This is a genomic window from Escherichia sp. KCJ4928 (assembly GCF_004352695.1).
Taxonomy (GTDB): Bacteria; Pseudomonadota; Gammaproteobacteria; order Enterobacterales; family Enterobacteriaceae; genus ECMA0423.
The window spans coordinates 1-26,933 of record NZ_SJWV01000045.1 but is presented as its reverse complement, the minus strand read 5'-3'; the positions used below and the strand labels follow the sequence as shown (position 1 = coordinate 26,933).

Here is a 26,933-nt window from a genome sequence, read left to right as displayed (position 1 = left end):
ATTGAATAGTCATAGCCAGCGATATACGCTATGCGAAAATGCAGATGGCAATGAGATCCACTGCTTTCATCTCCATTAACATCCCATTACGCTTTTATTAAGGAGCATTAGCATGTTCTCACCGCAGTCACGCTTGCGTCATGCAGTTGCAGATACGTTCGCGATGGTTGTTTACTGTTCTGTCGTGAACATGTGTATTGAAGTTTTCCTCTCCGGAATGAGCTTCGAACAGTCTTTTTATTCCAGATTGGTAGCGATTCCGGTGAACATCTTAATTGCATGGCCATACGGTATGTACCGCGATCTGTTTATGCGCGCGGCACGCAAAGTTAGCCCGTCGGGCTGGATAAAAAATCTGGCTGATATCCTGGCTTATGTGACGTTCCAGTCACCGGTGTATGTGGCGATCTTGTTAGTGGTGGGCGCAGACTGGCATCAGATTATGGCGGCGGTCAGTTCAAACATCGTTGTTTCGATGTTGATGGGGGCGGTTTATGGCTACTTCCTCGATTATTGCCGCCGACTGTTTAAAGTCAGCCGTTACCAGCAGGTAAAAGCCTGACTCTTCTTTTCGCGACTGGCATCGCCAGTCGCGTCTTTAACTGGCTTCGCCAAATAAACCATTCAAATAACGTTCAAGCGCAACACGCGAACTGAAGCCATGCGGGATACCGTAATGCTCGTGTCGCTCGCCTGCTAAATAGAGCGGAAATTGCTGGTAATGATCGCAAGTTTTAATATCGGAAGCGGGTTCAGCCAGTGTTGAACTGCGTTCTTTTAATGTTGGATGAATTACCAGAGCGGTACGTCCCATTCGCGCTTCGCGATTAACATAGACATAATTTTCCCCACGGCGGTAACCATACGCTTTCTGGGTTACCACATCGACAGTAAAACCGACTTTTTCAAGTACGCGCGCCACCTCGTCTGGTCGTAAATACATATTTGATCCTCGTTATTATCAACCGCGGGCCTACCTTACCTGATTGCGCATTCACAACGCTTTCAGAAAAGTCCATAAAGCCGCGATGAACCTCAGTTAAGAAAATTATGGTCTACACTGAAAATTACATCGAATTCTAATGGGGGATCATATGTTTAACCGACCGAACCGCAACGACGTTGATGATGGCGTGCAGGATATCCAGAATGATGTCAATCAATTAGCTGACAGCCTCGAATCTGTATTAAAGTCCTGGGGCAGCGACGCCAAAGGGGAAGCTGAAGCCGCACGCAGTAAAGCTCAGGCATTGCTGAAAGAAACCAGGGCGCGAATGCATGGTCGTACTCGCGTCCAGCAAGCCGCACGCGATGCCGTTGGCTGCGCGGATTCTTTTGTTCGTGAAAGACCCTGGTGTAGCGTGGGTACAGCAGCTGCGGTAGGTATTTTTATCGGCGCACTGTTAAGCATGCGCAAATCGTAGTGCAAAAATGATAATAAATACGCGTCTTTGACCCCGAAGCCTGTCTTCGGGGTTTCTTTTTGCCTGGTGAATCACAAAAATCCCCCTACCCCGTCACGCTCATATCTAGGGTAATTTCGACCACTATTTGCTATATATTGTGTGGTTGAATCTTTTTTCAACTACATCTAGTATCTCTGTATCAACAGAGAGACAACCCGACGCGTATCATCGCGCCGTATCTTCATTTTAAACGGAAATACGAATCATGCGCATTACTATTTACACTCGTAACGATTGCGTTCAGTGCCACGCCACCAAACGGGCGATGGAAAACCGGGGCTTTGATTTTGAAATGATTAATGTCGATCGCGTTCCTGAAGCAGCGGAAGCGCTGCGTGCTCAGGGCTTTCGTCAGTTGCCGGTAGTGATTGCTGGCGATCTTAGCTGGTCTGGTTTCCGCCCGGACATGATCAATCGTCTGCATCCAGCGCCACACGCGGCCAGTGCATGAGCCAGCTCGTCTACTTTTCCAGTAGCTCCGAAAATACGCAGCGTTTTATCGAACGTTTAGGACTGCCCGCGGTGCGCATCCCGCTCAATGAGCGGGAACGGATTCAGGTAGACGAGCCTTACATCCTGATCGTGCCCTCTTACGGCGGCGGCGGTACGGCTGGCGCGGTGCCACGACAGGTAATTCGCTTTTTAAACGACGAGCACAACCGGGCGTTGCTTCGCGGCGTTATTGCTTCGGGTAATCGCAACTTTGGTGAGGCGTATGGCCGTGCCGGAGATGTGATTGCTCAGAAATGCGGCGTGCCGTGGCTGTACCGTTTTGAACTCATGGGTACGCAAAGCGATATCGAAAACGTTCGTAAAGGAGTAACCGAATTTTGGCAACGACAACCGCAGAATGCCTGACGCAGGAAACGATGGATTACCACGCGCTGAATGCGATGCTTAACCTCTACGATAGCGCAGGTCGCATTCAGTTCGATAAAGACCGCCAGGCCGTTGACGCCTTTATTGCGACGCATGTGCGTCCGAACAGTGTGACCTTCAGTAGCCAGCAGCAGCGCCTGAACTGGCTGGTCAACGAAGGTTACTATGATGAAAGCGTTCTTAATCGCTACTCTCGCGACTTTGTCATTACGCTGTTTGCCCACGCACACACCAGCGGTTTTCGTTTCCAGACATTCCTCGGGGCATGGAAGTTTTACACCAGCTATACGTTGAAGACATTCGACGGTAAGCGTTATCTGGAAGATTTTGCCGATCGAGTCACGATGGTGGCGCTAACGCTGGCACAAGGCGATGAAACACTGGCGTTGCAACTGACCGATGAGATGCTGTCAGGACGCTTTCAGCCTGCAACACCGACATTCCTCAACTGTGGTAAGCAGCAGCGCGGCGAACTGGTTTCCTGTTTTTTGCTGCGTATTGAAGACAATATGGAGTCGATTGGCCGGGCGGTAAATTCCGCACTGCAACTGTCGAAACGCGGCGGCGGCGTGGCATTTTTGCTGTCGAATCTGCGGGAAGCGGGCGCGCCAATTAAACGTATTGAAAATCAATCTTCTGGCGTGATTCCGGTTATGAAAATGCTGGAAGACGCATTTTCCTATGCCAACCAGCTCGGCGCTCGTCAGGGGGCTGGTGCAGTCTATTTACATGCCCATCATCCCGATATTCTGCGTTTTCTCGATACGAAACGGGAAAATGCCGACGAGAAAATCCGCATTAAAACACTGTCGCTGGGCGTGGTGATCCCGGATATCACTTTCCATCTGGCAAAAGAGAATGCGCAGATGGCGCTGTTTTCGCCTTATGACGTAGAGCGAGTTTATGGCAAGCCGTTTGCCGATGTGGCCATCAGCCAACACTATGACGAACTGGTTGCCGATGAACGCATTCGCAAAAAATACCTCAACGCCCGTGATTTCTTCCAGCGACTGGCAGAAATCCAGTTTGAGTCCGGCTATCCCTACATCATGTATGAAGACACGGTAAACCGTGCTAACCCTATCGCCGGGCGCATAAATATGAGTAATCTATGCTCAGAAATTTTGCAGGTTAACAGCGCCTCAGAGTATGACGAGAATCTCGACTATGCCCGTACAGGCCATGATATTTCCTGCAATTTAGGTTCGTTGAATATTGCCCACACCATGGATTCCCCCAACTTTGCCCGCACGGTAGAGACTGCCGTACGCGGTTTAACGGCGGTGTCAGATATGAGTCATATCCGCAGCGTGCCGTCCATCGAAGCCGGAAATGCCGCCTCACACGCCATCGGGCTGGGGCAGATGAATTTACACGGTTATCTGGCGCGAGAAGGCATCGCTTATGGTTCGCCGGAAGCACTGGATTTCACCAATCTCTATTTCTATACCATCACCTGGCACGCACTGCGTACCTCGATGTTGCTGGCACGCGAACGCGGTGAAACCTTCGCCGGGTTCAAACAGTCACGCTATGCCAGTAGTGAATATTTCAGCCAATATCTGCAAGGGAACTGGCAGCCGAAAACGACGAAAGTTGGCGAACTGTTTGCCCGTAGCGGTATTACGTTACCTACCCGTGAGATGTGGGCGCAACTGCGCGACGACGTGATGCGCTACGGCATTTATAACCAGAATCTTCAGGCGGTGCCGCCAACCGGTTCTATCTCTTATATCAACCATGCTACGTCGAGTATTCATCCGATTGTGGCGAAAGTAGAGATACGCAAAGAGGGCAAAACAGGACGCGTTTACTACCCTGCCCCGTTTATGACTAACGAGAATCTGGCGCTGTATCAGGATGCTTACGAAATCGGCGCAGAAAAGATCATCGACACCTACGCGGAAGCGACTCGCCATGTCGATCAGGGTTTGTCGCTGACGCTGTTTTTCCCCGATACCGCCACCACTCGCGATATCAACAAAGCGCAGATTTACGCCTGGCGCAAAGGTATCAAAACGCTCTATTACATTCGCCTGCGTCAGATGGCGCTGGAAGGCACTGAAATTGAAGGCTGCGTCTCCTGTGCACTTTAAGGAATATCTATGAAACTCTCACGTATCAGCGCCATCAACTGGAACAAGATATCTGACGATAAAGATCTGGAGGTGTGGAATCGCCTGACCAGCAATTTCTGGCTACCAGAAAAGGTGCCGCTGTCGAACGATATTCCTGCCTGGCAGACATTAAGTGTCGTAGAACAACAACTGACGATGCGCGTTTTTACTGGCCTGACGCTGCTCGACACGCTGCAAAATGTTATCGGCGCGCCTTCGCTGATGCCCGATGCACTCACGCCTCATGAAGAAGCGGTATTATCGAATATCAGCTTTATGGAAGCGGTTCATGCCCGCTCTTACAGTTCGATTTTCTCGACGCTGTGTCAGACCAAAGATGTCGATGCCGCCTACGCCTGGAGTGAAGAAAACGCACCGTTGCAGCGAAAAGCTCAGATTATTCAGCAACATTATCGCGGTGATGATCCGCTGAAAAAGAAAATCGCCAGTGTGTTTCTTGAATCTTTTTTGTTCTATTCCGGTTTCTGGCTGCCGATGTATTTTTCCAGCCGCGGAAAGCTGACCAATACCGCAGATCTGATCCGTCTGATTATCCGCGATGAAGCAGTCCACGGTTACTACATAGGCTATAAATATCAGAAAAACATGGAAAAGATATCTCTGGGACAACGTGAAGAGTTGAAGAGTTTCGCCTTCGATTTGTTGCTGGAACTCTACGACAACGAGTTGCAATACACCGATGAGCTGTACGCCGAAACCCCGTGGGCTGACGATGTGAAAGCGTTTCTCTGTTACAACGCCAATAAGGCTTTGATGAATCTGGGCTACGAACCGTTATTTCCCGCAGAAATGGCGGAAGTGAATCCGGCAATCCTCGCCGCGCTTTCGCCGAATGCCGATGAAAATCACGATTTCTTTTCCGGTTCAGGCTCCTCTTATGTGATGGGGAAAGCGGTTGAAACAGAAGATGAAGACTGGAATTTCTGAGGGTGTTATTTTCAAAAATATCACTACCCGCAGCAGGGAAATAATTCCCGCCAAATAGCTTTTTATCACGCAAATATTCTGTAGTGATCTACACTGATACTCTGTTGCATTATTCGCCTGAAACTACAATATTCAGGCGTTTTTTCGCTATCTATGACAAAAAATATCAACTTTTCTCGATTTGCTCTCAGCCCTTATATCACGGGAAATTCCGGCGATTTGCTCGCATCAATATTCATGCCACATTTGCCCTCAGGGGTTGCCTCAGATTCTCAATATGTTAGGGTAGAGAAAAGTGACTATTTCCATTGGGTAATATATCGACATAAACAAATAAAGGAATCTTTCTATTGCATGGCAATTAAATTAGAAATTAAAAATCTTTATAAAATATTTGGCGAGCATCCACAGCGAGCGTTCAAATATATCGAACAAGGACTTTCGAAAGAACAAATTCTGGAAAAAACTGGGCTATCGCTTGGCGTAAAAGACGCCAGTCTGGCCATTGAAGAAGGCGAGATATTTGTCATCATGGGATTATCCGGCTCGGGTAAATCCACAATGGTACGCCTTCTCAATCGCCTGATTGAACCCACCCGCGGGCAAGTGCTGATTGATGGTGTGGATATTGCCAAAATATCCGATGCCGAACTCCGTGAGGTGCGCAGAAAAAAGATTGCGATGGTCTTCCAGTCCTTTGCCTTAATGCCGCATATGACCGTGCTGGACAATACTGCGTTCGGTATGGAATTGGCCGGAATTAATGCCGAAGAACGCCGGGAAAAAGCCCTTGATGCACTGCGTCAGGTCGGGCTGGAAAATTATGCCCACAGCTACCCGGATGAACTCTCTGGCGGGATGCGTCAACGTGTGGGATTAGCCCGCGCGTTAGCGATTAATCCGGATATATTATTAATGGACGAAGCCTTCTCGGCGCTCGATCCATTAATTCGCACCGAGATGCAGGATGAGCTGGTAAAATTACAGGCGAAACATCAGCGCACCATTGTCTTTATTTCCCACGATCTCGATGAAGCTATGCGTATTGGCGACCGAATTGCCATTATGCAAAATGGTGAAGTGGTACAGGTCGGCACACCGGATGAAATTCTCAATAATCCGGCGAATGATTATGTCCGTACCTTCTTCCGTGGCGTTGATATTAGTCAGGTATTCAGTGCGAAAGATATTGCCCGCCGGACACCGAATGGCTTAATTCGTAAAACCCCTGGCTTCGGCCCACGTTCGGCACTGAAATTATTGCAGGATGAAGATCGCGAATATGGCTACGTTATCGAACGCGGTAATAAGTTTGTCGGCGCAGTTTCCATCGATTCGCTTAAAACCGCGTTAACGCAGCAGCAAGGTCTTGATGCGGCGCTGATTGATGCGCCGTTAGCAGTCGATGCACAAACGCCTCTTAGCGAGTTGCTCTCTCATGTCGGACAGGCACCCTGTGCGGTGCCCGTGGTCGACGAGGACCAACAGTATGTCGGCATCATTTCGAAAGGAATGCTGCTGCGCGCTTTAGATCGTGAGGGGGTAAATAATGGCTGATCAAAATAATCCGTGGGATACCACGCCAGCGGCGGACAGTGCCGTGCAATCCGCAGACGCCTGGGGTACACCGGCGACTGCACCGACTGACGGCGGTGGTGCTGACTGGCTGACCAGTACGCCTGCGCCAAACGTCGAGCATTTTAATATTCTCGATCCGTTCCATAAAACGCTGATCCCGCTCGACAGTTGGGTCACTGAAGGGATCGACTGGGTTGTTACCCATTTCCGTCCCGTCTTCCAGGGCGTGCGCGTTCCGGTTGATTACATTCTCAACGGTTTCCAGCAATTGCTGCTGGGTATGCCCGCACCGGTGGCGATTATCGTTTTCGCTCTCATCGCCTGGCAGATTTCCGGGGTCGGAATGGGCATGGCGACGCTGGTTTCGCTGATTGCCATCGGCGCAATCGGTGCCTGGTCGCAGGCCATGGTTACCCTGGCGCTGGTGTTAACCGCCCTGCTGTTCTGTATCGTCATTGGTTTGCCGCTGGGGATCTGGCTGGCGAGAAGTCCGCGAGCGGCGAAAATTATTCGTCCACTGCTTGATGCCATGCAGACCACGCCAGCGTTTGTTTATCTGGTGCCAATCGTCATGCTATTTGGTATCGGTAACGTGCCGGGCGTGGTGGTGACGATCATCTTTGCTCTGCCGCCGATTATCCGTCTGACCATTCTGGGGATTAACCAGGTTCCGGCGGATCTGATTGAAGCCTCGCGCTCATTCGGTGCCAGCCCGCGCCAGATGCTGTTCAAAGTTCAGTTACCGCTGGCGATGCCGACCATTATGGCGGGCGTTAACCAGACGCTGATGCTGGCCCTTTCTATGGTGGTCATTGCCTCGATGATTGCCGTCGGCGGGCTGGGTCAGATGGTACTTCGCGGTATCGGTCGTCTGGATATGGGGCTTGCCACCGTTGGCGGCGTCGGGATTGTGATCCTCGCCATTATCCTCGATCGCCTGACGCAGGCCGTTGGGCGCGACTCACGCAGTCGCGGCAACCGTCGCTGGTACACCACTGGCCCTGTTGGTCTGCTGACCCGCCCATTCATTAAGTAACTCTGCACTTGCCCGGTGACGCCGGGCATTATCACCCTGCCAAAAAAAGGAATAACAATGCGACATAGCGTACTTTTTGCGACAGCGTTTGCCACGCTTATCTCTACACAAACTTTTGCTGCCGATCTGCCGGGCAAAGGTATTACTGTAAATCCAGTTCAAAGCACCATCACCGAAGAAACCTTCCAGACGCTGCTGGTCAGCCGTGCGCTGGAGAAATTAGGCTATACCGTCAACAAACCCAGCGAAGTAGATTACAACGTTGGCTACACCTCGCTTGCTTCCGGCGATGCAACCTTCACCGCCGTGAACTGGACGCCACTGCATGACAACATGTACGAAGCTGCCGGTGGCGATAAGAAATTTTATCGTGAAGGGGTATTTGTTAACGGCGCGGCACAGGGTTACCTGATCGATAAGAAAACCGCCGACCAGTATAAAATCACTAACATCGCACAACTGAAAGATCCGAAGATCGCCAAACTGTTCGATACCAACGGCGACGGTAAAGCGGATTTAACCGGTTGTAACCCTGGCTGGGGCTGCGAAGGTGCGATCAACCACCAGCTTGCCGCGTATGAACTGACCAACACCGTGACGCATAATCAGGGGAACTACGCAGCGATGATGGCCGACACCATCAGTCGCTACAAAGAGGGCAAACCGGTGTTTTATTACACCTGGACGCCGTACTGGGTGAGTAATGAGCTGAAGCCAGGGAAAGATGTGGTCTGGTTGCAGGTGCCGTTCTCCGCACTGCCGGGCGATAAAAATGCCGATACCAAACTGCCGAATGGCGCGAATTACGGCTTCCCGGTCAGCACCATGCATATCGTTGCCAACAAAGCCTGGACCGAGAAAAATCCGGCGGCAGCCAAACTGTTTGCCATTATGCAGTTGCCAGTGGCCGATATTAACGCCCAGAACGCCATTATGCATGACGGCAAAGCCTCAGAAGGCGATATTCAGGGCCACGTTGATGGCTGGATCAAAGCCCACCAGCAGCAGTTCGATGGCTGGGTGAATGAGGCGCTGGCAGCGCAGAAGTAATTTTTATTCAGGCGGATAAGGCGTTTTTGCCTCATCCGCCGCTCTGTACACAATGCCTGATGCGACGCTGACGCGTCTTATCATGCCTACAAAATACACTCATTCGTATGGCGGATAAGGCGTTTTCGCCGCATCCGCCGTTCTGTGCACAATGCCTGATGCGACGCTGGCGCGTCTTATCATGCCTACAAACCACATCGCACATTTCAACAATCTATCTTTCATCCCATATTCATCAACATCCGCTATTATTGATTTCTAGCTTAATCATCACCTGATGAACAAAAATAATGACTAAACCTAATCATGAGCTTAGCCCGGCGCTGATCGTGCTGATGTCTATCGCCACCGGTCTGGCGGTAGCCAGTAACTATTACGCCCAGCCATTGCTCGACACCATCGCGCGTAACTTTTCCCTTTCCGCCAGTTCGGCAGGCTTTATTGTTACCGCCGCGCAGTTGGGCTATGCCGCAGGTCTACTGTTTCTTGTTCCCCTCGGTGATATGTTTGAACGCCGCCGCCTGATTGTCTCGATGACCTTACTGGCAGCGGGCGGTATGTTAATCACTGCCAGCAGTCAGTCACTGGCGATGATGATCCTCGGTACGGCATTAACCGGTTTATTCTCAGTCGTGGCACAAATTCTGGTTCCGCTGGCAGCGACGCTGGCTTCACCGGACAAACGCGGCAAAGTGGTTGGCACTATTATGAGCGGTCTGCTGTTGGGGATCTTACTCGCACGGACCGTTGCCGGATTGCTGGCGAATCTCGGCGGCTGGCGCACCGTCTTTTGGGTTGCCTCGGTGTTAATGGCACTGATGGCGCTGGCATTATGGCGTGGTATGCCACAAATGAAATCAGAAACCCACCTCAACTACCCACAGTTGTTAGGTTCCGTTTTCAGCATGTTTATCAGCGATAAGATCCTGCGCACCCGCGCATTGCTGGGCTGCCTGACCTTTGCCAACTTCAGCATTCTCTGGACCTCAATGGCCTTTTTGCTTGCCGCTCCACCTTTTAACTACAGCGATGGTGTCATTGGTCTGTTTGGACTTGCGGGAGCTGCCGGAGCGTTGGGCGCTCGTCCGGCGGGCGGTTTTGCCGATAAGGGTAAATCGCACCACACCACAACTTTCGGTCTGCTGCTGCTATTACTTTCATGGCTGGCGATCTGGTTTGGTCACACTTCCGTACTGGCGCTGATTATCGGCATCCTGGTGCTGGATCTCACCGTACAGGGCGTGCATATCACTAACCAGACGGTAATTTATCGAATACACCCTGATGCGCGTAATCGCCTGACCGCAGGTTACATGACCAGCTACTTTATTGGCGGTGCCGCCGGTTCGCTAATTTCAGCCTCAGCCTGGCAACATGGCGGTTGGGCTGGCGTTTGTCTGGCTGGCGCGACAATTGCCCTGGTTAACTTACTGGTCTGGTGGCGAGGTTTTCATCGTCAGGAAGCCGCAAATTAAGCAATCAGCAACCGTTTTCGTGGCTTTACACTTATAAGGGTGTTAAGAAGCCCATCAGTCTGATAAGGTTAAGATATTCATTCAGTCTATTTATAATATTAACAATCGTTAAGCGTACACTCTATGGAAAGCCCTACTCCACAGCCTGCTCCTGGTTCGGCGACCTTCATGGAAGGATGCAAAGACAGTTTACCGATTGTTATTAGTTATATTCCGGTGGCCTTTGCGTTCGGTCTGAATGCGACCCGTCTGGGATTCTCTCCTCTCGAAAGCGTTTTTTTCTCCTGCATCATTTATGCAGGCGCGAGCCAGTTCGTCATTACCGCGATGCTGGCAGCCGGGAGTAGTTTGTGGGTTGCTGCACTGACCGTCATGGCAATGGATGTTCGCCATGTGTTGTATGGCCCGTCACTGCGTAGCCGTATTATTCAGCGTCTGCAAAAATCGAAAACCGCCCTGTGGGCATTTGGCCTGACGGATGAGGTTTTTGCCGCCGCAACCGCAAAACTGGTACGCAATAATCGCCGCTGGAGCGAGAACTGGATGATCGGCATTGCCTTCAGTTCATGGTCATCGTGGGTATTTGGTACGGTAATAGGGGCATTCTCCGGCAGCGGCTTGCTGCAAGGTTATCCCGCCGTTGAAGCTGCATTAGGTTTTATGCTTCCGGCACTCTTTATGAGTTTCCTGCTCGCCTCTTTCCAGCGCAAACAATCTCTTTGCGTTACCGCAGCGTTAGTTGGTGCCCTTGCAGGCGTAACGCTATTTTCTATTCCCGTCGCCATTCTGGCAGGCATTGTCTGTGGCTGCCTCACTGCGTTAATCCAGGCATTCTGGCAAGGAGCGCCCGATGAGCTATGAGGTTCTGCTGCTTGGGTTACTGGTTGGCGTGGCGAATTATTGCTTCCGCTATTTGCCGCTGCGCCTGCGTGTGGGTAATGCCCGCCCAACCAAACGTGGCGCGGTAGGTATTTTGCTCGACACCATTGGCATCGCCTCGATATGCGCTCTGCTGGTTGTCTCTACCGCACCAGAAGTGATGCACGATACACGCCGTTTCGTGCCCACGCTGGTCGGCTTCGCGGTACTGGGTGCCAGTTTCTATAAAACACGCAGCATTATCATCCCAACACTGCTTAGTGCGCTGGCCTATGGGCTCGCCTGGAAAGTGATGGCGATTATATAACCCACAAGAATCATTTTTCTAAAACAATACATTTACTTTATTTGTCACTGTCGTTACTATATCGGCTGAAATTAATGAGGTCATACCCAAATGGATAGTTCGTTTACGCCCATTGAACAAATGCTAAAATTTCGCGCCAGCCGCCACGAAGATTTTCCTTATCAGGAGATCCTTCTGACTCGTCTTTGCATGCACATGCAAAGCAAGCTGCTGGAGAACCGCAATAAAATGCTGAAGGCTCAGGGGATTAACGAGACGTTGTTTATGGCGTTGATTACGCTGGAGTCTCAGGAAAACCACAGTATTCAGCCTTCTGAATTAAGTTGTGCTCTTGGATCATCCCGTACCAACGCGACGCGTATTGCCGATGAACTGGAAAAACGCGGTTGGATCGAACGTCGTGAAAGCGATAACGATCGCCGCTGCCTGCATCTGCAATTAACGGAAAAAGGTCACGAGTTTTTGCGCGAGGTTTTACCACCGCAGCATAACTGCCTGCATCAACTCTGGTCCGCGCTCAGCACAACAGAAAAAGATCAGCTCGAGCAAATCACCCGCAAATTGCTCTCCCGTCTCGACCAGATGGAACAAGACGGTGTGGTTCTCGAAGCGATGAGCTAACGCGTCATCTCGCTCAAAAATCCAGATTTATAAAAGAAAAAATGACCGGCCAGCATCGCAACATGCTGGCCTTTTTGGCAAGCAGGTCGGCTCAGCCGATGAGTTAAGAAGATCGTGGAGAACAATATGAGCGCAAATGCGGAGACTCAAACCCCGCAGCAACCGGTAAAGAAGAGCGGCAAACGTAAGCGTCTGCTCCTCCTTCTCACCTTGCTCTTTATAATTATTGCCGTAGCGATAGGGATTTATTGGTTTTTGGTACTGCGTCATTTCGAAGAAACCGATGACGCATACGTGGCAGGGAATCAGATTCAAATTATGTCTCAGGTGTCTGGCAGCGTGACGAAAGTCTGGGCCGATAACACCGATTTTGTAAAAGAAGGCGATGTTCTGGTCACTCTCGACCCGACAGATGCTCGCCAGGCGTTTGAAAAAGCCAAAACTGCACTGGCTTCCAGCGTTCGCCAAACCCACCAGCTGATGATTAACAGCAAACAGTTGCAGGCGAATATTGAGGTGCAAAAAATCGCCCTCGCGAAAGCACAAAGCGACTACAACCGCCGTGTGCCGCTGGGCAATGCCAACCTGATTGGTCGCGAAGAGCTGCAACACGCCCGCGACGCCGTCACCAGTGCCCAGGCGCAACTGGACGTCGCTATTCAACAATACAATGCCAATCAGGCGATGATTCTGGGGACTAAACTGGAAGATCAGCCTGCCGTGCAACAGGCTGCCACCGAAGTACGTAACGCCTGGCTGGCGCTGGAGCGTACCCGTATTGTCAGTCCGATGACCGGTTATGTCTCCCGCCGCGCGGTACAGCCTGGGGCGCAAATTAGCCCAACGACGCCGCTGATGGCGGTCGTTCCAGCCACCAATATGTGGGTGGATGCCAACTTTAAAGAGACGCAGATTGCCAATATGCGTATCGGTCAGCCGGTCACTATCACCACGGATATTTACGGCGATGATGTGAAATACACCGGTAAAGTGGTTGGTCTGGATATGGGCACAGGTAGCGCATTCTCACTGCTTCCGGCGCAAAATGCGACCGGTAACTGGATCAAAGTCGTTCAGCGTCTACCTGTGCGTATCGAACTGGACCAGAAACAGCTGGAGCAATACCCGCTGCGCATTGGTTTGTCCACGCTGGTGAGCGTCAATACCACTAACCGTGACGGTCAGGTACTGGCAAATAAAGTACGTTCAACACCGGTCGCGGTAAGTACCGCGCGTGAAATCAGCCTGGCACCTGTCAATAAACTGATCGACGATATCGTAAAAGCTAACGCTGGCTAATCCAGAGGTGCGTGTGATGCAACAGCAAAAACCGCTGGAAGGCGCGCAACTGGTCATTATGACGATTGCGCTGTCACTGGCGACATTCATGCAGGTGCTGGACTCCACCATTGCTAACGTGGCGATCCCCACTATCGCCGGGAATCTGGGCTCATCGCTCAGCCAGGGAACGTGGGTAATCACTTCTTTCGGGGTGGCGAATGCCATCTCGATCCCGCTTACCGGCTGGCTGGCAAAGCGCGTCGGGGAAGTGAAACTGTTCCTTTGGTCCACCATCGCCTTTGCTATTGCGTCGTGGGCGTGTGGTGTCTCCAGCAGCCTGAATATGCTGATCTTCTTCCGCGTGATTCAGGGGATTGTCGCCGGGCCGTTGATCCCGCTTTCGCAAAGTCTATTGCTGAATAACTACCCGCCAGCCAAACGCTCGATCGCGCTGGCGTTGTGGTCGATGACGGTGATTGTCGCGCCAATTTGCGGCCCGATCCTCGGCGGTTATATCAGCGATAATTACCACTGGGGCTGGATATTCTTCATCAACGTGCCGATTGGCGTGGCGGTGGTGTTGATGACACTGCAAACTCTGCGCGGACGTGAAACCCGCACCGAACGGCGGCGGATTGATGCCGTGGGGCTGGCACTGCTGGTTATTGGTATCGGCAGCCTGCAGATTATGCTCGACCGCGGTAAAGAGCTGGACTGGTTCTCATCACAGGAAATTATCATTCTTACCGTGGTGGCAGTGGTGGCTATCTGCTTCCTAATTGTCTGGGAGCTGACCGACGATAACCCGATAGTCGATCTGTCGTTGTTTAAGTCGCGCAACTTCACCATCGGCTGCTTGTGTATCAGCCTCGCGTATATGCTCTACTTCGGCGCGATTGTTCTGCTGCCGCAGTTGTTGCAGGAGGTCTACGGTTACACGGCAACGTGGGCAGGTCTGGCCTCTGCGCCGGTAGGGATTATTCCGGTGATCCTGTCGCCGATTATCGGCCGCTTCGCGCATAAACTGGATATGCGGCGGCTGGTAACCTTCAGCTTTATTATGTATGCCGTCTGCTTCTACTGGCGTGCCTATACCTTTGAACCAGGTATGGATTTTGGCGCGTCGGCCTGGCCGCAGTTTATCCAGGGGTTTGCGGTGGCCTGCTTCTTTATGCCGCTGACCACCATTACGCTGTCTGGTTTGCCACCGGAACGACTGGCGGCGGCATCGAGCCTCTCCAACTTTACGCGTACGCTGGCGGGGTCTATCGGCACGTCCATCACCACCACCATGTGGACCAACCGCGAGTCGATGCACCACGCACAGTTAACCGAGTCGGTAAACCCGTTTAACCCAAACGCCCAGGCGATGTACAGTCAACTGGAAGGGCTTGGGATGACGCAACAGCAGGCCTCCGGCTGGATTGCCCAGCAGATCACCAACCAGGGGCTGATTATTTCCGCCAATGAGATCTTCTGGATGTCAGCCGGGATATTCCTCGTCCTGCTGGGGCTGGTGTGGTTTGCTAAACCGCCATTTGGCGCAGGTGGCGGCGGAGGCGGTGCGCACTAAGTACAACTAAGCCAGTTCATTTGAACTGGCTTTTTTCAATTAATTGTGAAGATAGTTTACTGACTAAATGTGCAGTTCCTGCAACTTCTCTTCCGGCAGCGCCAGTTCTTCGTTGCTGTTGATGCGCACGTCACGTTCCAGAATGCTACGCGCAATATCCTGCGCTTCCTGCAACGAGTGCATCTGGTAAGTGCCACACTGGTAGACGTTCAGTTCCGGGATCTGATTCTGATCCTGCACTTTCAGCACGTCTTCCATTGCCGCTTTCCAGGCATCAGCAACACGCTGCTCATCTGGCGTACCAATCAGACTCATATAAAAACCGGTGCGGCAGCCCATTGGCGAGATATCGATAATCTCTACACCATTACCGTTAAGATGGTTACGCATAAAACCAGCAAACAGGTGCTCCAGGGTATGGATCCCTCTTTCTGGCATCACTTCTTTGTTCGGCACGCAGAAGCGCAGATCGAACACGGTGATTGCGTCGCCATGCGGGGTGTTCATTGTTTTCGCCACCCGAACTGCAGGCGCTTCCATCCGGGTATGATCGACTGTGAAGCTATCTAACAACGGCATTTAGCCACCTCCGGTAATTTTTTTAAAAATTTTCTGAACTCTTTCTTCCCAGGCGAGTCTGAGTATATGAAAGACGCGCATTTGTTATCATCATCCCTGAATTCAGAGATGAAATTTTGGCCACTCACGAGTGGCCTTTTTCTTTTCTGTCAGGCGTGTTTTTCCAGCCACACCGCAAACGGTTCGGTATCAGCGGCTTCCATTTCCTGCTGACGGCGTTCAGACGCCTCGCGCTCGGCTACAAAATCCTCTTCGCGCAGAATTTCCAGCGGCTCTTCACGCAGCAGATTACGGTAGGCTTCTGCAAATGCTTTGCCTGTTCCGCCAATACCAGTATCAATCATAGACCTTAAGATACGGGCAGAGAAAGTCAGATCGGGATTATCGAAGCAGGCAACCAGTTCATCACACACTTTCTGATACGCTTCGCCGCCGTTAATACTATCCAGCGTTTGCGCGACGCGTTTCAGATCGCGGAACAGATCTTTACCCACCTGCGGTAACGGGAACTGTGCGGTTTCGCAGCCGATACCCAGCGTCAGACCCGGTTTGCGACCTTCGAGGATCACCCGGTTCCAGTTAACGCGTGTACAGGCAAGTTCGCTACTGCTCATTTCCGGTGCATCAGCCAGCGCACACCAGACCATAAACAGGTCGAGGAATCGCACCTGCTGTTCATCTACACCAATCGGCGAGAACGGGTTGATGTCCAGCGAACGCACTTCAATATATTCAATGCCGCCACGTAACAGCGCATCAGAAGGCGACTCGCCGCTGCGGGTAACGCGTTTTGGACGAATCGGCGCGTACAGTTCGTTTTCAATCTGCAACACGTTGCTGTTGATTTGCAGCCTCTTACCGTCTTTCTCAATACCAATCTTCGCGTACTCTTCCGATGGCGTTTTGATTGCCTGTTTAAGGCCCGCTACGTACTCGTAAAGATCGTTGAAGGTAATACCAAGATTGCTTTGCGATTTATTGGTATAGCCGAGATCGCTCAAACGAAGAGAGGTCGCATACGGCAGGTAATACATACCGCACTCGGTTTTCTCAAACGGCAGCGACGTTGGTTTTCCTTGCAGGAAAGAAGAACAAATCGCCGGAGATGCACCAAACAGATAAGGAATGACCCAACCGAAACGATAGTAATTGCGGATAACGCGGAAATAGCCCGCAGAAATTTTCTCTTTGGCATCAGCGCCCGAGATATCACCGCACTTCGCTTGCCAGAATGCCATTGGCAAAGAGAAATTGTAGTGCACGCCGGAAATGGTTTGCATCAGCGCGCCGTAGCGATTTTTCAGCCCTTCACGATACAGCGTTTTAAAGCGTCCGGTGTTAGAAGTGCCGTACTGTGCCAGTTCGATGTCCTGACCTTCTGCGATGTAGCATGGCATACTTAACGGCCACATCCGCTCATCGCCCATATTGCGCGCCGTATAACGATGCAGATCGCGCATAAAGGTCAGCATATGTTCAATATCACCATCCACTGGTGTAATGAATTCCAGCAATGCTTCCGCAAAATCGGTAGTAATCCATTTGTGCGTCAGTGCGGAACCTAATGCTTCAGGATGACCTGTTGTTGCCAGTGTGCCATCAGCATTAACACGCAAAGTTTCGCGCTCCAGCCCACGCTGTATCCCCTTTAACGCCTGAGGATGTTTTTCCAGCCAGGCCAGCGCCTGTGATACGTCCGGGATCAAATTGACCTCCCGCCTGTCAAAATCGTTTTAATTAGCATAACTGTAATGGTGACCATATGTGCAGGCCTACAATTAGTGCCACCACATCATGCCCTGAACGGTCGCTGCTGCAACTGCAACATAGCGTAACGCTTTACCAAGGCACAAAAAAAAGATTACTGGCCCCCAGGAGATGCGCATCCATCCCGCTAACAGACACAGTAAATCGCCAACCACGGGCATCCAGCTTAATAATAGCGTGACTGCACCATAGCGTTTCAGCCAGCCAGTAGCTTTCTCTTGCCAGCGCGATGTTTTACGCAATGGAAAGAAACGCCCAAGGATAACGTTAGTTAACCCTCCAAGGCTATTACCCATTGTTGCTGTTAAAACTAAAACCCAGGGATGACTGATCCCGGAAAGCAACATTGCCACCAGCACGACTTCGGAGTTGCCGGGTAATAGTGTAGCGCTGAGAAAACTACTGGCAAACAACGAGAAAAGCGATAACGCTTCACTCACAGCAAGCGAACATCCACGGCGTCCATGCCTGCTGCACGGGCCGCCTGAATACCGAAATCGGCATCTTCAAAGACCACACACTGCGTCGGTTGCACGCCCATACGCTGCGCGCACAACAAAAATGTGTCTGGCGCGGGTTTATGGTGTTTGACGTGATCAGCAGCGACGACGGCGTCAAAATAACGGCGTAATCCCAGGTGCGCCAGCAATGCCTCAGCGATGGCGCTTTCACTCCCCGTTCCTACAGCCATTGGGCGACGACCATGCCAACTTTTCACCACTTCAACAAGAGGAAGCGGCTCGACACTATCCAGCAGCATACTTCTTACTGCTTCTGTTTTTTCACGCGCTAACGCATGCGGGTCGAGATCGGCCTGATTCAGCTCAATAATTGCCTGAGCAATACGCCAGGTGGGCGATCCATTAAGCGCAATCATTGCCTGAACATCGTACTGAAGACCGTAGTGCCCTAATACTTCGCGCCACGCTTTACGGTGCGTAGGCTCCGTATCCAGGATTGTGCCATCCATATCAAAAATTAAACCTGCATAACGCTCGTACATGGTCTTCTCGCAAGTCGAAAAATATGACGCTACTTTAGCGTAATTGCTTGATTTTGTCGCTGATGGCGAAGGAGAAGAAAATTCAGGAAATGGATAAAGTAGTTATTTAGAAATGAGATATTTTTGAAGGAAATTTTTGGGAGAAGATGGTGCATCCGGGAGGATTACTCACTGGCGTTCGCCCTTCGGGCCGTTGCTGACGCAACGTTATCCTCCCTGGTGCCTGCGGTTAATACCGCTATCTCTTCGATACCTTCATTGCTGAAGGTTACGGAGAATATGGTGCATCCGGGAGGATTCGAACCTCCGACCGCTCGGTTCGTAGCCGAGTACTCTATCCAGCTGAGCTACGGATGCATCGGGAAAATTTATTTTACTGCTGATATTGATATCGCTACTAAAGCCATATCAAGTAAGAGATGGTGCATCCGGGAGGATTACTCGCCTTGCGGCTCGCCCTTCGGGCCGTTGCTAAAGCAACGTTATCATCCCTGGTGCCTGCGGTTAATTCCGCTACCTCTTCGATACCTTCATTGCTGAAGATTTCGGAGAATATGGTGCATCCGGGAGGATTCGAACCTCCGACCGCTCGGTTCGTAGCCGAGTACTCTATCCAGCTGAGCTACGGATGCATCGGGAAAATTTATTTTACTGCTGATATTGATACCGCTACTAAAGCCATATCAAGTAAGAGATGGTGCATCCGGGAGGATTCGAACCTCCGACCGCTCGGTTCGTAGCCGAGTACTCTATCCAGCTGAGCTACGGATGCATCGGGAAACTTACTTTACTGCAGATTTTTTGATACCGCTACTAAAGCCGTATCAAGTAAGAGATGGTGCATCCGGGAGGATTACTCGCCTTGCGGCTCGCCCTTCGGGCCGTTGCTAAAGCAACGTTATCCTCCCTGGTGCCTGCGGTTATACCGCCACCTCTTCCATACCTTCATCGCTGAAAGTACGTATAATATGGTGCATCCGGGAGGATTCGAACCTCCGACCGCTCGGTTCGTAGCCGAGTACTCTATCCAGCTGAGCTACGGATGCAAATGGCGGTGAGGCGGGGATTCGAACCCCGGATGCAGCTTTTGACCGCATACTCCCTTAGCAGGGGAGCGCCTTCAGCCTCTCGGCCACCTCACCACACGCCTCTTACGAGTGCTTCGAAGAACTTGTTTATCGCTCATCGTCGCTGCGTGGCGCACATATTACTTTCTGAGACTTATAAGTCAAACAATTTTTCCTACACTTTTATCGTTTGCACACTTCACGTTCAATTAGTCTGTAAAAACGTCAAAAAGAGTGTTTTATCAACAGAAAAATGGAGGTCTGACAGATAGTAGTAATGCAAAAAAATGGAGACTTAAGTTGAATGAACGGGAGTAAAGCGAAAAGACTATAGAGTGAAGGAGAAATTTTGAGGGTGCGTCTCACCGATAAAGATGAGACGCGGAAAGATTAGTAACTGGACTGCTGGGATTTTTCAGCCTGGATACGCTGGTAGATCTCTTCACGGTGAACAGAAACTTCCTTCGGGGCATTTACGCCAATACGTACCTGGTTGCCCTTTACCCCTAAAACTGTCACGGTGACCTCATCCCCAATCATGAGGGTCTCACCAACTCGACGAGTCAGAATCAGCATTCTTTGCTCCTTGAAAGATTAAAAGAGTCGGGTCTCTCTGTATCCCGGCATTATCCATCATATAACGCCAAAAAGTAAGCAATGACAAACACATTACATGTAAGCAGTCATGGCATTACATTCTGTTAAACCTAAGTTTAGCCGATATACACAACTTCAACCTGACTTTATCGTTGTCGATAGCGTTAATGCGAATGCCGTGAAGCGAGTCCACGGCATTGCCTGACGCTTATATTATTGCAATTTCGCGCTGACCCAGCCTTTCACACTGGCTAACGCTGCAGGTAAGGCCGCAGCATCCGTACCACCGGCTTGCGCCATGTCAGGACGTCCACCACCCTTGCCGCCCACCTGCTGAGCGACCATACCAATCAGTTCCCCTGCTTTCACACGATCTGTGACGTCCTTAGATACGCCTGCAATCAGAGAAACCTTACCTTCGGCTACCGTTGCCAGCACGATAATTGTCGACCCCAGCTGATTTTTTAAATCGTCAACCATGGTACGCAACATTTTCGGCTCAACACCGCTAAGCTCGCTAACCAACAGCTTAACACCATTAACATCAATTGCCTTACTGGAAAGATTTGCGCTCTCCTGTGCGGCAGCTTGTTCTTTAAGCTGTTGTAGTTCTTTTTCTAACTGACGCGTACGTTCCAGTACTGAGCGCACTTTATCCGCCAGATTATTGCTATCGCCTTTCAGCAGATGCGCGACTTCGCTTAAGCGATCGCTGTCTGCATGAACGGTGGTGATAGCGCCTTCTCCGGTTACCGCTTCGATACGACGAACGCCTGCAGCAGTACCCGATTCAGAGATGATGCGGAACAGACCAATATCACCAGTGCGGCTGGCGTGAGTACCGCCACACAGCTCGGTGGAGAAATCGCCCATGCTCAGCACGCGTACACGCTCATCATACTTCTCGCCGAACAGCGCCATCGCACCTTTCGCTTTCGCCGCTTCGAGATCCATGATGTTGGTTTCGATCGGCAAATTGCGACGAATCTGTGCGTTCACCAGGTCTTCGACCGCACGAATCTCTTCCGGTTTCATCGCTTCGTTGTGTGAGAAGTCGAAGCGCAGCACCTTGTCGTTAACCAGTGAACCTTTCTGCGATACATGAGTCCCCAGAACCTGGCGCAGCGCAGCGTGCATCAGGTGCGTTGCGGAGTGATTCAGACGAATACGGGCGCGACGAGCCTCATCAACATCAGCCTGCACAGCGTCGCCCACTTTCAGAGAACCCGCAGCAAGTTTACCGATGTGACCAATCGCCTGGCCGTATTTCTGCGTATCTTCCACCGCGAAGGAGAAGTTAGCGCCTTTCAGTTCGCCTTTATCACCAACCTGACCGCCGGATTCCGCATAGAATGGTGTTTGATCCAGCACGACCACAGCTTCCTGGCCTGCATTGATGGCATCAACCGCTTCACCATCAACAAACAGCGCGGTCACTTTGCCGTTCAGTTCCAGATGGTCATAGCCTTTAAATTCAGATGCACTATCAACACGGATCATTGCGTTGTAATCGGCACCAAAGCCGCTGGCTTCGCGCGCGCGACGACGCTGCTCTTCCATTGCTGCTTCAAAACCAGCTTCGTCAACTTTGATGTTGCGCTCACGACAAACATCAGCCGTCAGGTCAACCGGGAAGCCATAGGTGTCGTACAGACGGAAAGCCGTTTCACCATCCAGCGTATCACCAGAAAGTTTTGCCAGCTCTTCATCCAGCAACGCCAGACCGCGCTCCAGAGTACGGGCAAACTGCTCTTCTTCAGTCTTCAGCACCTGCTCAACCTGCGCCTGCTGGCGTTTCAGGTCTTCACCCGCAGAGCCCATAACGTCGATCAGCGGACCAACCAGTTTGTAGAAGAAGGTTTCTTTCGCGCCGAGCATATTGCCGTGACGCACTGCGCGACGAATGATACGACGCAGTACATAACCACGGTTTTCATTGGACGGCATTACGCCATCCGCGATCAGGAACGCACAAGAACGAATGTGGTCAGCGATTACGCGCAGCGATTTATTGCTCAGATCGGTCGCGCCAGTGACTTTCGCTACCGCCTGGATCAACGTGCGGAACAGGTCGATGTCATAGTTAGAGTTAACGTGTTGCAGCACCGCAGCAATACGCTCCAGACCCATACCGGTATCTACAGACGGCTTCGGCAGCGGTTCCATCGTGCCATCTGCCTGGCGGTTGAACTGCATGAAGACGATGTTCCAGATCTCAATGTAGCGGTCGCCGTCTTCTTCCGGACTTCCCGGAGGGCCACCCCAAATGTGGTCGCCGTGATCGTAGAAGATTTCGGTGCACGGGCCGCACGGACCAGTGTCACCCATCTGCCAGAAGTTGTCAGATGCGTATGGCGCACCTTTGTTATCGCCGATGCGAATAATACGTTCGCGCGGGATCCCGACTTCTTTTTCCCAGATTTCGTAGGCTTCGTCGTCGCTTTCATAGACGGTAACCCACAGACGCTCTTTCGGCAGGGCAAACCATTTTTCGCTGGTCAGCAGTTCCCATGCAAACTGAATGGCATCGTGTTTGAAATAGTCGCCGAAGCTGAAGTTGCCCAGCATTTCGAAGAAGGTATGGTGACGCGCGGTGTAACCGACGTTTTCCAGGTCGTTGTGTTTACCACCCGCACGCACGCAGCGTTGGGAAGTGGTAGCGCGGGAATAATTACGCTTGTCGAGCCCAAGGAACACATCCTTGAACTGGTTCATCCCGGCGTTGGTAAACAACAAAGTTGGGTCGTTATGGGGTACCAGGGAGCTGCTGGCAACTACCTGATGTCCCTTACTATGGAAAAAGTCGAGAAACGCCTGACGGATCTCAGCGGTGCTCTTGCTCATAATTATCCTGAAATCAAGCTAACGAAATATCGCCACCAGCTCCAGCGTGTCTTAACCGCCGGGCTGGTAACTGAAAAGTGGGAATAAGATAAGTTTTCTTGACTGGGAAGTAAAATACCGTATGCGTTCAGTCGGCAAAATTTCGCCAAATATCCTGGATATCTTCCATCAGATAGCCACGATAGAGCAGAAAACGCTGGATCTTAACTTTTTCTGAAAAGACAGTTGGCAAAGGTTCACCATATTTTCGCGTCGCCTGATCGCGCGCCAGTGCGCACCAGTCGATGTCACATTCACGCATCGCTTTTTCTGTCGCTTCGCGGGAAATACCTTTCTGATTCAGTTCCTGACGAATACGTGCAGGTCCATAACCTTTGCGGCTACGGCTGGCGATAAAGCGCGCAACAAATCGGCTGTCATCGAGATAGCCATGTTCATGGCACCAGGCAATAACGCGCTCGTAATCTTCTGCCGTAGCATCAATCTCTTCTGGGCCATTTTTGCCCATAATCGGTGCCGCGAGTTTACGTCGCAGTTCTTGCTCACTGTGATCGCGCACCGCCAGAATGCGTACCGCACGATCCAACAGGCGAGCATATGCCGGGCGACGGGACGTTGATTCTGTCATGGCATATCCTTACAACTTAAAAAAGCAAAAGGGCCGCAGATGCGACCCAGGTTTTGCTGATAAACAGATTTAATAGTCAATGAGTGTGCAGAATGTTCCCGCAGGCCCAATTCGTTAGAGGATCGAGGTGAGAGTAATTTTTCACGCCAGTGCTGGCCTGTTCCCCTCACCCTAACCCTCTCCCCAAAGGGGCGAGGGGACCGTCCGTGCACACATTATCTATTATCATCAATAACGAACGATTAAAAATCTTCGTTAGTTTCTGCTACGCCTTCGCTGTCATCTACAGAGAAATCCGGCGTTGAGTTCGGGTTGCTCAGCAGCAACTCACGTACTTTCTTCTCGATCTCTTTCGCGGTTTCCGGGTTATCTTTCAGCCAGGCAGTTGCATTCGCTTTACCCTGACCGATCTTCTCACCTTTGTAGCTGTACCACGCGCCTGCTTTCTCGATCAGCTTCTCTTTTACGCCCAGGTCAACCAGTTCGCCGTAGAAGTTGATACCTTCGCCGTAGAGGATCTGGAATTCAGCCTGTTTAAACGGCGCAGCGATTTTGTTCTTCACCACTTTCACGCGGGTTTCGCTACCCACCACGTTTTCGCCCTCTTTCACCGCGCCGATACGACGGATGTCGAGACGAACAGAGGCGTAGAATTTCAGCGCGTTACCACCGGTAGTGGTTTCCGGGTTACCGAACATCACACCAATTTTCATACGGATCTGGTTGATGAAGATCAGCAGCGTGTTGGACTGCTTCAGGTTACCCGCCAGCTTACGCATCGCCTGGCTCATCATACGTGCCGCAAGGCCCATGTGAGAGTCGCCGATTTCGCCTTCGATTTCCGCTTTCGGCGTCAGTGCCGCCACGGAGTCAACGACGATAACGTCTACTGCGCCAGAACGCGCCAGGGCGTCACAGATTTCCAGTGCCTGCTCGCCGGTGTCCGGCTGGGAGCACAGCAGGTTATCGATATCGACGCCCAGTTTACGTGCGTAGATTGGGTCCAGCGCGTGTTCAGCATCGATAAACGCACAGGTTTTACCTTCACGCTGCGCTGCGGCGATCACCTGCAGCGTCAGCGTGGTTTTACCGGAAGATTCCGGTCCGTAGATTTCGACGATACGGCCCATCGGCAGACCACCTGCCCCAAGCGCGATATCCAGTGAAAGCGAACCGGTAGAGATGGTTTCCACATCCATGGAACGGTCTTCACCCAGGCGCATGATGGAGCCTTTACCAAATTGTTTCTCAATCTGGCCCAGTGCTGCCGCCAACGCTTTCTGTTTGTTTTCGTCGATAGCCATTTTTACTCCTGTCATGCCGGGTAATACCGGATAGTCAATATGTTCTGTTGAAGCAATTATACTGTATGCTCATACAGTATCAAGTGTTTTGTAGAAATTGTTGCCACAAGGTCTGCAATGCATACGCAGTAGCCTGACGACGCACCGCATCACGGTCGCCGCTGAAGCATTCCCGCCGGGTAATGCCTTCACCGCGGGCAGTGGCAAAAGCAAACCAGACGGTGCCGACAGGCTTCTCTTCACTGCCGCCATCCGGCCCGGCGATACCACTAATAGACACGGCATAATCAGCACGAGCCGCTTTCAGTGCGCCTATCGCCATTTCCACCACGACGGGTTCACTCACCGCGCCATGCTGCGCCAGCGTCTCTTCGCGTACGCCGATCATCTGCGCTTTGGCTTCGTTACTGTAGGTGACAAATCCGCGTTCAAACCAGGCGGAGCTACCGGCAATATCGGTAATCACTTTCGCTACCCAACCACCGGTACAAGACTCGGCAGTTGTTACGGTTGCGCCACGGGCTTTCAGCGCCTGCCCAACCTGTTCACTTAACTGCATCAGTTCACTGTCAGTCATCACAACCTCTGTCAGTCAAAAATTTATGCCGGACAAGATAGCACTTTCGTCAGGAAGATGGTGTTGGCGTTGCAATTTTACGAGGAGGATTCAGAAAAAAGCTGATTAGCCAGAGGGAAGCTCACGCCCCCCTCTTGTAAATAGCTACTGTACTCGCGCCAGCGCCACGGCTTGTCCTAACTGCCAGACCGCCATTGCGTAATGGGTGCTGTGGTTGTAACGGGTGATGGTGTAGAAGTTCGGCAGACCGTACCAGTACTGGTAGCCGGTGCCAACATCCAGACGCAGCAGGCTGGCTTGTTGATGGTTGCCCAGCGGCTGCTGTGGCGTTAAACCTGCGGCGGCAAGCTGCGAAATGCTGTACTTAGTTTTGAAGCCATTTGGCAAGCCTGGAGCCTGACCGTTTGCCATTACCGCGACCTGATCGCCTTTCACCCAGCCGTGCGCTTTGAAATAGTTCGCCACGCTACCGATCGCATCAACCGGATCCCACAGGTTGATATGCCCGTCGCCGCTGAAATCTACCGCATATTGTTTGTAAGACGACGGCATAAACTGTCCGTAGCCCATCGCCCCGGCAAAGGAACCTTTCAGATTGAGCGGATCGTCCTGCTCGTCGCGCGCCATCAACAGGAAGGTTTCCAGCTCGCCAGAGAAATACTCCGCGCGGCGTGGGTAGTTAAATGACAGCGTTGCCAGCGCATCGAGGATGCGAGTTTTCCCCATCACGCGCCCCCAGCGGGTTTCAACGCCGATAATCCCGACGATAATTTCCGGCGGTACGCCATACACCTGCCACGCGCGATTCAACGCATCTTCATACTGATTCCAGAAAACCACACCGTTCTGCACGTTGTCCGGCGTAATAAATTTTTTGCGATAACGCAGCCATGCGCCGTTCGGACCTGATGGCGGTTTCACCGATGTGGTTGGTGCCTGGTTATCCATCAGCCGCAGTACCGAATCCAGACGTTTCGCCTGGGAGAGAATTTCCTGCAACTGCTGACGATCGAAACCGTGTTTGTTCACCATTTTGTCGATGAACTGCTGGGCATTCGGGTTATTAGCGAAATCGCCGCCCATCTGCATCACATTGTGCTGCGGCTCAAGCAGGAAGCCGCCAGACGGCGTTCCGGTGGTCGTATCAGTCTCAGTAGGTTTTGGCTTGCTGCTACAGGCGGCAAGCAACACAAAAAGGGGAAGCAATGTTACATAACGACGCTTGAACATGAGGGGTCCATTTAACAGATTCAACCAGGGGCAAGTATGGTAAAGCATCACGCCCCGCACAAGGAAGCGGTAGTCACTGCCCGATACGGACTTTACATAACTCAACTCATTCCCCTCGCTATCCTTT

At 51.6% G+C, this 26,933-nt stretch carries 26 protein-coding genes and 5 tRNA genes; 15 read left to right on the top strand and 16 right to left on the bottom strand.

Annotated elements, in window-relative coordinates; all coding sequences use genetic code 11:
• Positions 1 to 112: 112 nt before the first annotated feature.
• Positions 113 to 562 carry an L-alanine exporter AlaE gene (gene alaE, locus E0D98_RS09430; protein ID WP_000492656.1) on the top strand — a complete coding sequence of 150 codons (450 nt, stop codon included), beginning with the start codon at positions 113 to 115 and terminating at the stop codon, positions 560 to 562.
• 36 nt (positions 563 to 598) lie between these two features.
• Here alaE and E0D98_RS09425 read toward each other — a convergent pair whose 3' ends face one another.
• The gene (locus E0D98_RS09425) at positions 599 to 943 is read right to left on the bottom strand and encodes a DUF2002 family protein (RefSeq protein ID WP_000281320.1); all 345 of its coding nucleotides are present in this window, start codon (positions 941 to 943) and stop codon (positions 599 to 601) included.
• A 151-nt stretch (positions 944 to 1,094) separates the two neighbouring features.
• Between E0D98_RS09425 and E0D98_RS09420 the strand changes: the two genes are divergently transcribed.
• The 14 genes from E0D98_RS09420 (at position 1,095) to emrB (ending at position 15,210) form a co-directional block, all read left to right on the top strand.
• The gene (locus E0D98_RS09420) at positions 1,095 to 1,424 is read left to right on the top strand and encodes a DUF883 domain-containing protein (protein ID WP_001295174.1); all 330 of its coding nucleotides are present in this window, start codon (positions 1,095 to 1,097) and stop codon (positions 1,422 to 1,424) included.
• A gap of 247 nt (positions 1,425 to 1,671) precedes the next feature.
• Complete coding sequence (gene nrdH / locus E0D98_RS09415; protein WP_001223227.1) at positions 1,672 to 1,917, top strand: glutaredoxin-like protein NrdH; 246 nt, start codon at positions 1,672 to 1,674, stop codon at positions 1,915 to 1,917.
• Positions 1,914 to 2,324 carry a class Ib ribonucleoside-diphosphate reductase assembly flavoprotein NrdI gene (gene nrdI / locus E0D98_RS09410; protein ID WP_000080944.1) on the top strand — a complete coding sequence of 137 codons (411 nt, stop codon included), beginning with the start codon at positions 1,914 to 1,916 and terminating at the stop codon, positions 2,322 to 2,324. The genes nrdH and nrdI overlap by 4 nt, the downstream gene beginning before the upstream one ends.
• Positions 2,297 to 4,441, top strand: a complete 2,145-nt coding sequence (nrdE, locus tag E0D98_RS09405) for a class 1b ribonucleoside-diphosphate reductase subunit alpha (protein ID WP_000246525.1) — start codon at positions 2,297 to 2,299, stop codon at positions 4,439 to 4,441. The genes nrdI and nrdE overlap by 28 nt, the downstream gene beginning before the upstream one ends.
• Before the next feature lie 9 nt (positions 4,442 to 4,450).
• On the top strand, positions 4,451 to 5,410 hold the full coding sequence (nrdF, locus tag E0D98_RS09400; RefSeq protein WP_000777938.1) for a class 1b ribonucleoside-diphosphate reductase subunit beta: 960 nt from the start codon (positions 4,451 to 4,453) through the stop codon (positions 5,408 to 5,410).
• 354 nt (positions 5,411 to 5,764) lie between these two features.
• Entirely contained in the window at positions 5,765 to 6,967 is a 1,203-nt protein-coding gene (proV, locus tag E0D98_RS09395) for a glycine betaine/L-proline ABC transporter ATP-binding protein ProV (protein ID WP_000985494.1), read from the top strand.
• Entirely contained in the window at positions 6,960 to 8,024 is a 1,065-nt protein-coding gene (proW, locus tag E0D98_RS09390) for a glycine betaine/L-proline ABC transporter permease ProW (protein WP_000774993.1), read from the top strand. The genes proV and proW overlap by 8 nt, the downstream gene beginning before the upstream one ends.
• Before the next feature lie 57 nt (positions 8,025 to 8,081).
• Positions 8,082 to 9,074 (top strand): glycine betaine/L-proline ABC transporter substrate-binding protein ProX, encoded by a 993-nt coding sequence (gene proX / locus E0D98_RS09385; RefSeq protein ID WP_001216527.1) that lies wholly within the window; start codon positions 8,082 to 8,084, stop codon positions 9,072 to 9,074.
• 290 nt (positions 9,075 to 9,364) lie between these two features.
• Positions 9,365 to 10,549, top strand: a complete 1,185-nt coding sequence (locus E0D98_RS09380) for an MFS transporter (RefSeq protein ID WP_050877128.1) — start codon at positions 9,365 to 9,367, stop codon at positions 10,547 to 10,549.
• Positions 10,550 to 10,672: 123 nt separating this feature from the next.
• Positions 10,673 to 11,410 (top strand): L-valine exporter subunit YgaZ, encoded by a 738-nt coding sequence (gene ygaZ, locus E0D98_RS09375; protein WP_000445658.1) that lies wholly within the window; start codon positions 10,673 to 10,675, stop codon positions 11,408 to 11,410.
• Positions 11,400 to 11,735 (top strand): L-valine transporter subunit YgaH, encoded by a 336-nt coding sequence (gene ygaH, locus E0D98_RS09370; protein ID WP_000119763.1) that lies wholly within the window; start codon positions 11,400 to 11,402, stop codon positions 11,733 to 11,735. The genes ygaZ and ygaH overlap by 11 nt, the downstream gene beginning before the upstream one ends.
• A 90-nt stretch (positions 11,736 to 11,825) precedes the next feature.
• Positions 11,826 to 12,356, top strand: a complete 531-nt coding sequence (gene emrR, locus E0D98_RS09365) for a multidrug efflux transporter EmrAB transcriptional repressor EmrR (protein WP_000378442.1) — start codon at positions 11,826 to 11,828, stop codon at positions 12,354 to 12,356.
• A 126-nt stretch (positions 12,357 to 12,482) separates the two neighbouring features.
• Positions 12,483 to 13,655 (top strand): multidrug efflux MFS transporter periplasmic adaptor subunit EmrA, encoded by a 1,173-nt coding sequence (emrA, locus tag E0D98_RS09360; protein WP_001295175.1) that lies wholly within the window; start codon positions 12,483 to 12,485, stop codon positions 13,653 to 13,655.
• 16 nt (positions 13,656 to 13,671) lie between these two features.
• Positions 13,672 to 15,210, top strand: a complete 1,539-nt coding sequence (emrB, locus tag E0D98_RS09355) for a multidrug efflux MFS transporter permease subunit EmrB (RefSeq protein WP_001295176.1) — start codon at positions 13,672 to 13,674, stop codon at positions 15,208 to 15,210.
• Positions 15,211 to 15,273: 63 nt separating this feature from the next.
• Here emrB and luxS read toward each other — a convergent pair whose 3' ends face one another.
• The 15 genes from luxS to mltB form a co-directional block, all read right to left on the bottom strand.
• Entirely contained in the window at positions 15,274 to 15,789 is a 516-nt protein-coding gene (gene luxS, locus E0D98_RS09350) for an S-ribosylhomocysteine lyase (protein WP_001130210.1), read from the bottom strand.
• Between the two features lie 149 nt (positions 15,790 to 15,938).
• Positions 15,939 to 17,495, bottom strand: a complete 1,557-nt coding sequence (gshA, locus tag E0D98_RS09345; protein ID WP_000611804.1) for a glutamate--cysteine ligase — start codon at positions 17,493 to 17,495, stop codon at positions 15,939 to 15,941.
• Positions 17,496 to 17,567: 72 nt separating this feature from the next.
• Positions 17,568 to 17,996: a YqaA family protein gene (locus E0D98_RS09340; protein WP_001287454.1), complete on the bottom strand. Its 429-nt coding sequence runs from the start codon at positions 17,994 to 17,996 to the stop codon at positions 17,568 to 17,570.
• Positions 17,993 to 18,559 (bottom strand): fructose-1-phosphate/6-phosphogluconate phosphatase, encoded by a 567-nt coding sequence (yqaB, locus tag E0D98_RS09335; RefSeq protein WP_000273309.1) that lies wholly within the window; start codon positions 18,557 to 18,559, stop codon positions 17,993 to 17,995. The genes E0D98_RS09340 and yqaB overlap by 4 nt, the downstream gene beginning before the upstream one ends.
• Before the next feature lie 280 nt (positions 18,560 to 18,839).
• Positions 18,840 to 18,916: transfer RNA gene (locus E0D98_RS09330), tRNA-Arg, on the bottom strand.
• A gap of 198 nt (positions 18,917 to 19,114) precedes the next feature.
• Positions 19,115 to 19,191 (bottom strand) — tRNA-Arg (locus tag E0D98_RS09325).
• Positions 19,192 to 19,254: 63 nt separating this feature from the next.
• Positions 19,255 to 19,331, bottom strand: a tRNA-Arg gene (locus tag E0D98_RS09320).
• Positions 19,332 to 19,528: 197 nt separating this feature from the next.
• Positions 19,529 to 19,605 (bottom strand) — tRNA-Arg (locus E0D98_RS09315).
• A gap of 3 nt (positions 19,606 to 19,608) precedes the next feature.
• Positions 19,609 to 19,701: transfer RNA gene (locus E0D98_RS09310), tRNA-Ser, on the bottom strand.
• Between the two features lie 315 nt (positions 19,702 to 20,016).
• Complete coding sequence (gene csrA, locus E0D98_RS09305; RefSeq protein ID WP_000906486.1) at positions 20,017 to 20,202, bottom strand: carbon storage regulator CsrA; 186 nt, start codon at positions 20,200 to 20,202, stop codon at positions 20,017 to 20,019.
• Positions 20,203 to 20,436: 234 nt separating this feature from the next.
• The gene (gene alaS, locus E0D98_RS09300) at positions 20,437 to 23,067 is read right to left on the bottom strand and encodes an alanine--tRNA ligase (protein WP_050877129.1); all 2,631 of its coding nucleotides are present in this window, start codon (positions 23,065 to 23,067) and stop codon (positions 20,437 to 20,439) included.
• A 127-nt stretch (positions 23,068 to 23,194) separates the two neighbouring features.
• The gene (gene recX, locus E0D98_RS09295) at positions 23,195 to 23,695 is read right to left on the bottom strand and encodes a recombination regulator RecX (protein WP_000140506.1); all 501 of its coding nucleotides are present in this window, start codon (positions 23,693 to 23,695) and stop codon (positions 23,195 to 23,197) included.
• Positions 23,696 to 23,937: 242 nt separating this feature from the next.
• The gene (gene recA / locus E0D98_RS09290; protein WP_000963143.1) at positions 23,938 to 24,999 is read right to left on the bottom strand and encodes a recombinase RecA; all 1,062 of its coding nucleotides are present in this window, start codon (positions 24,997 to 24,999) and stop codon (positions 23,938 to 23,940) included.
• A 79-nt stretch (positions 25,000 to 25,078) separates the two neighbouring features.
• On the bottom strand, positions 25,079 to 25,576 hold the full coding sequence (pncC, locus tag E0D98_RS09285) for a nicotinamide-nucleotide amidase (RefSeq protein WP_000132231.1): 498 nt from the start codon (positions 25,574 to 25,576) through the stop codon (positions 25,079 to 25,081).
• Positions 25,577 to 25,720: 144 nt separating this feature from the next.
• A complete protein-coding gene (mltB, locus tag E0D98_RS09280) occupies positions 25,721 to 26,806 on the bottom strand; it encodes a lytic murein transglycosylase B (protein ID WP_001295177.1) in 1,086 nt (361 codons plus the stop codon).
• Between the last annotated feature and the right edge of the window lie 127 nt (positions 26,807 to 26,933).

Bases quoted from the DNA above. Each gene is read 5' to 3' on its own strand.
- alaE (WP_000492656.1), top strand. From the start codon at position 113: ATGTTCTCACCGCAGTCACGCTTGCGTCATGCAGTTGCAGATACGTTC.
- E0D98_RS09425 (WP_000281320.1), bottom strand. From the start codon at position 943: ATGTATTTACGACCAGACGAGGTGGCGCGCGTACTTGAAAAAGTCGGT.
- E0D98_RS09420 (WP_001295174.1), top strand. From the start codon at position 1,095: ATGTTTAACCGACCGAACCGCAACGACGTTGATGATGGCGTGCAGGAT.
- nrdH (WP_001223227.1), top strand. From the start codon at position 1,672: ATGCGCATTACTATTTACACTCGTAACGATTGCGTTCAGTGCCACGCC.
- nrdI (WP_000080944.1), top strand. From the start codon at position 1,914: ATGAGCCAGCTCGTCTACTTTTCCAGTAGCTCCGAAAATACGCAGCGT.
- nrdF (WP_000777938.1), top strand. From the start codon at position 4,451: ATGAAACTCTCACGTATCAGCGCCATCAACTGGAACAAGATATCTGAC.
- proV (WP_000985494.1), top strand. From the start codon at position 5,765: ATGGCAATTAAATTAGAAATTAAAAATCTTTATAAAATATTTGGCGAG.
- proW (WP_000774993.1), top strand. From the start codon at position 6,960: ATGGCTGATCAAAATAATCCGTGGGATACCACGCCAGCGGCGGACAGT.
- proX (WP_001216527.1), top strand. From the start codon at position 8,082: ATGCGACATAGCGTACTTTTTGCGACAGCGTTTGCCACGCTTATCTCT.
- E0D98_RS09380 (WP_050877128.1), top strand. From the start codon at position 9,365: ATGACTAAACCTAATCATGAGCTTAGCCCGGCGCTGATCGTGCTGATG.
- ygaZ (WP_000445658.1), top strand. From the start codon at position 10,673: ATGGAAAGCCCTACTCCACAGCCTGCTCCTGGTTCGGCGACCTTCATG.
- ygaH (WP_000119763.1), top strand. From the start codon at position 11,400: ATGAGCTATGAGGTTCTGCTGCTTGGGTTACTGGTTGGCGTGGCGAAT.
- emrR (WP_000378442.1), top strand. From the start codon at position 11,826: ATGGATAGTTCGTTTACGCCCATTGAACAAATGCTAAAATTTCGCGCC.
- emrA (WP_001295175.1), top strand. From the start codon at position 12,483: ATGAGCGCAAATGCGGAGACTCAAACCCCGCAGCAACCGGTAAAGAAG.
- emrB (WP_001295176.1), top strand. From the start codon at position 13,672: ATGCAACAGCAAAAACCGCTGGAAGGCGCGCAACTGGTCATTATGACG.
- luxS (WP_001130210.1), bottom strand. From the start codon at position 15,789: ATGCCGTTGTTAGATAGCTTCACAGTCGATCATACCCGGATGGAAGCG.
- yqaB (WP_000273309.1), bottom strand. From the start codon at position 18,559: ATGTACGAGCGTTATGCAGGTTTAATTTTTGATATGGATGGCACAATC.
- csrA (WP_000906486.1), bottom strand. From the start codon at position 20,202: ATGCTGATTCTGACTCGTCGAGTTGGTGAGACCCTCATGATTGGGGAT.
- alaS (WP_050877129.1), bottom strand. From the start codon at position 23,067: ATGAGCAAGAGCACCGCTGAGATCCGTCAGGCGTTTCTCGACTTTTTC.
- recX (WP_000140506.1), bottom strand. From the start codon at position 23,695: ATGACAGAATCAACGTCCCGTCGCCCGGCATATGCTCGCCTGTTGGAT.
- recA (WP_000963143.1), bottom strand. From the start codon at position 24,999: ATGGCTATCGACGAAAACAAACAGAAAGCGTTGGCGGCAGCACTGGGC.
- pncC (WP_000132231.1), bottom strand. From the start codon at position 25,576: ATGACTGACAGTGAACTGATGCAGTTAAGTGAACAGGTTGGGCAGGCG.
- mltB (WP_001295177.1), bottom strand. From the start codon at position 26,806: ATGTTCAAGCGTCGTTATGTAACATTGCTTCCCCTTTTTGTGTTGCTT.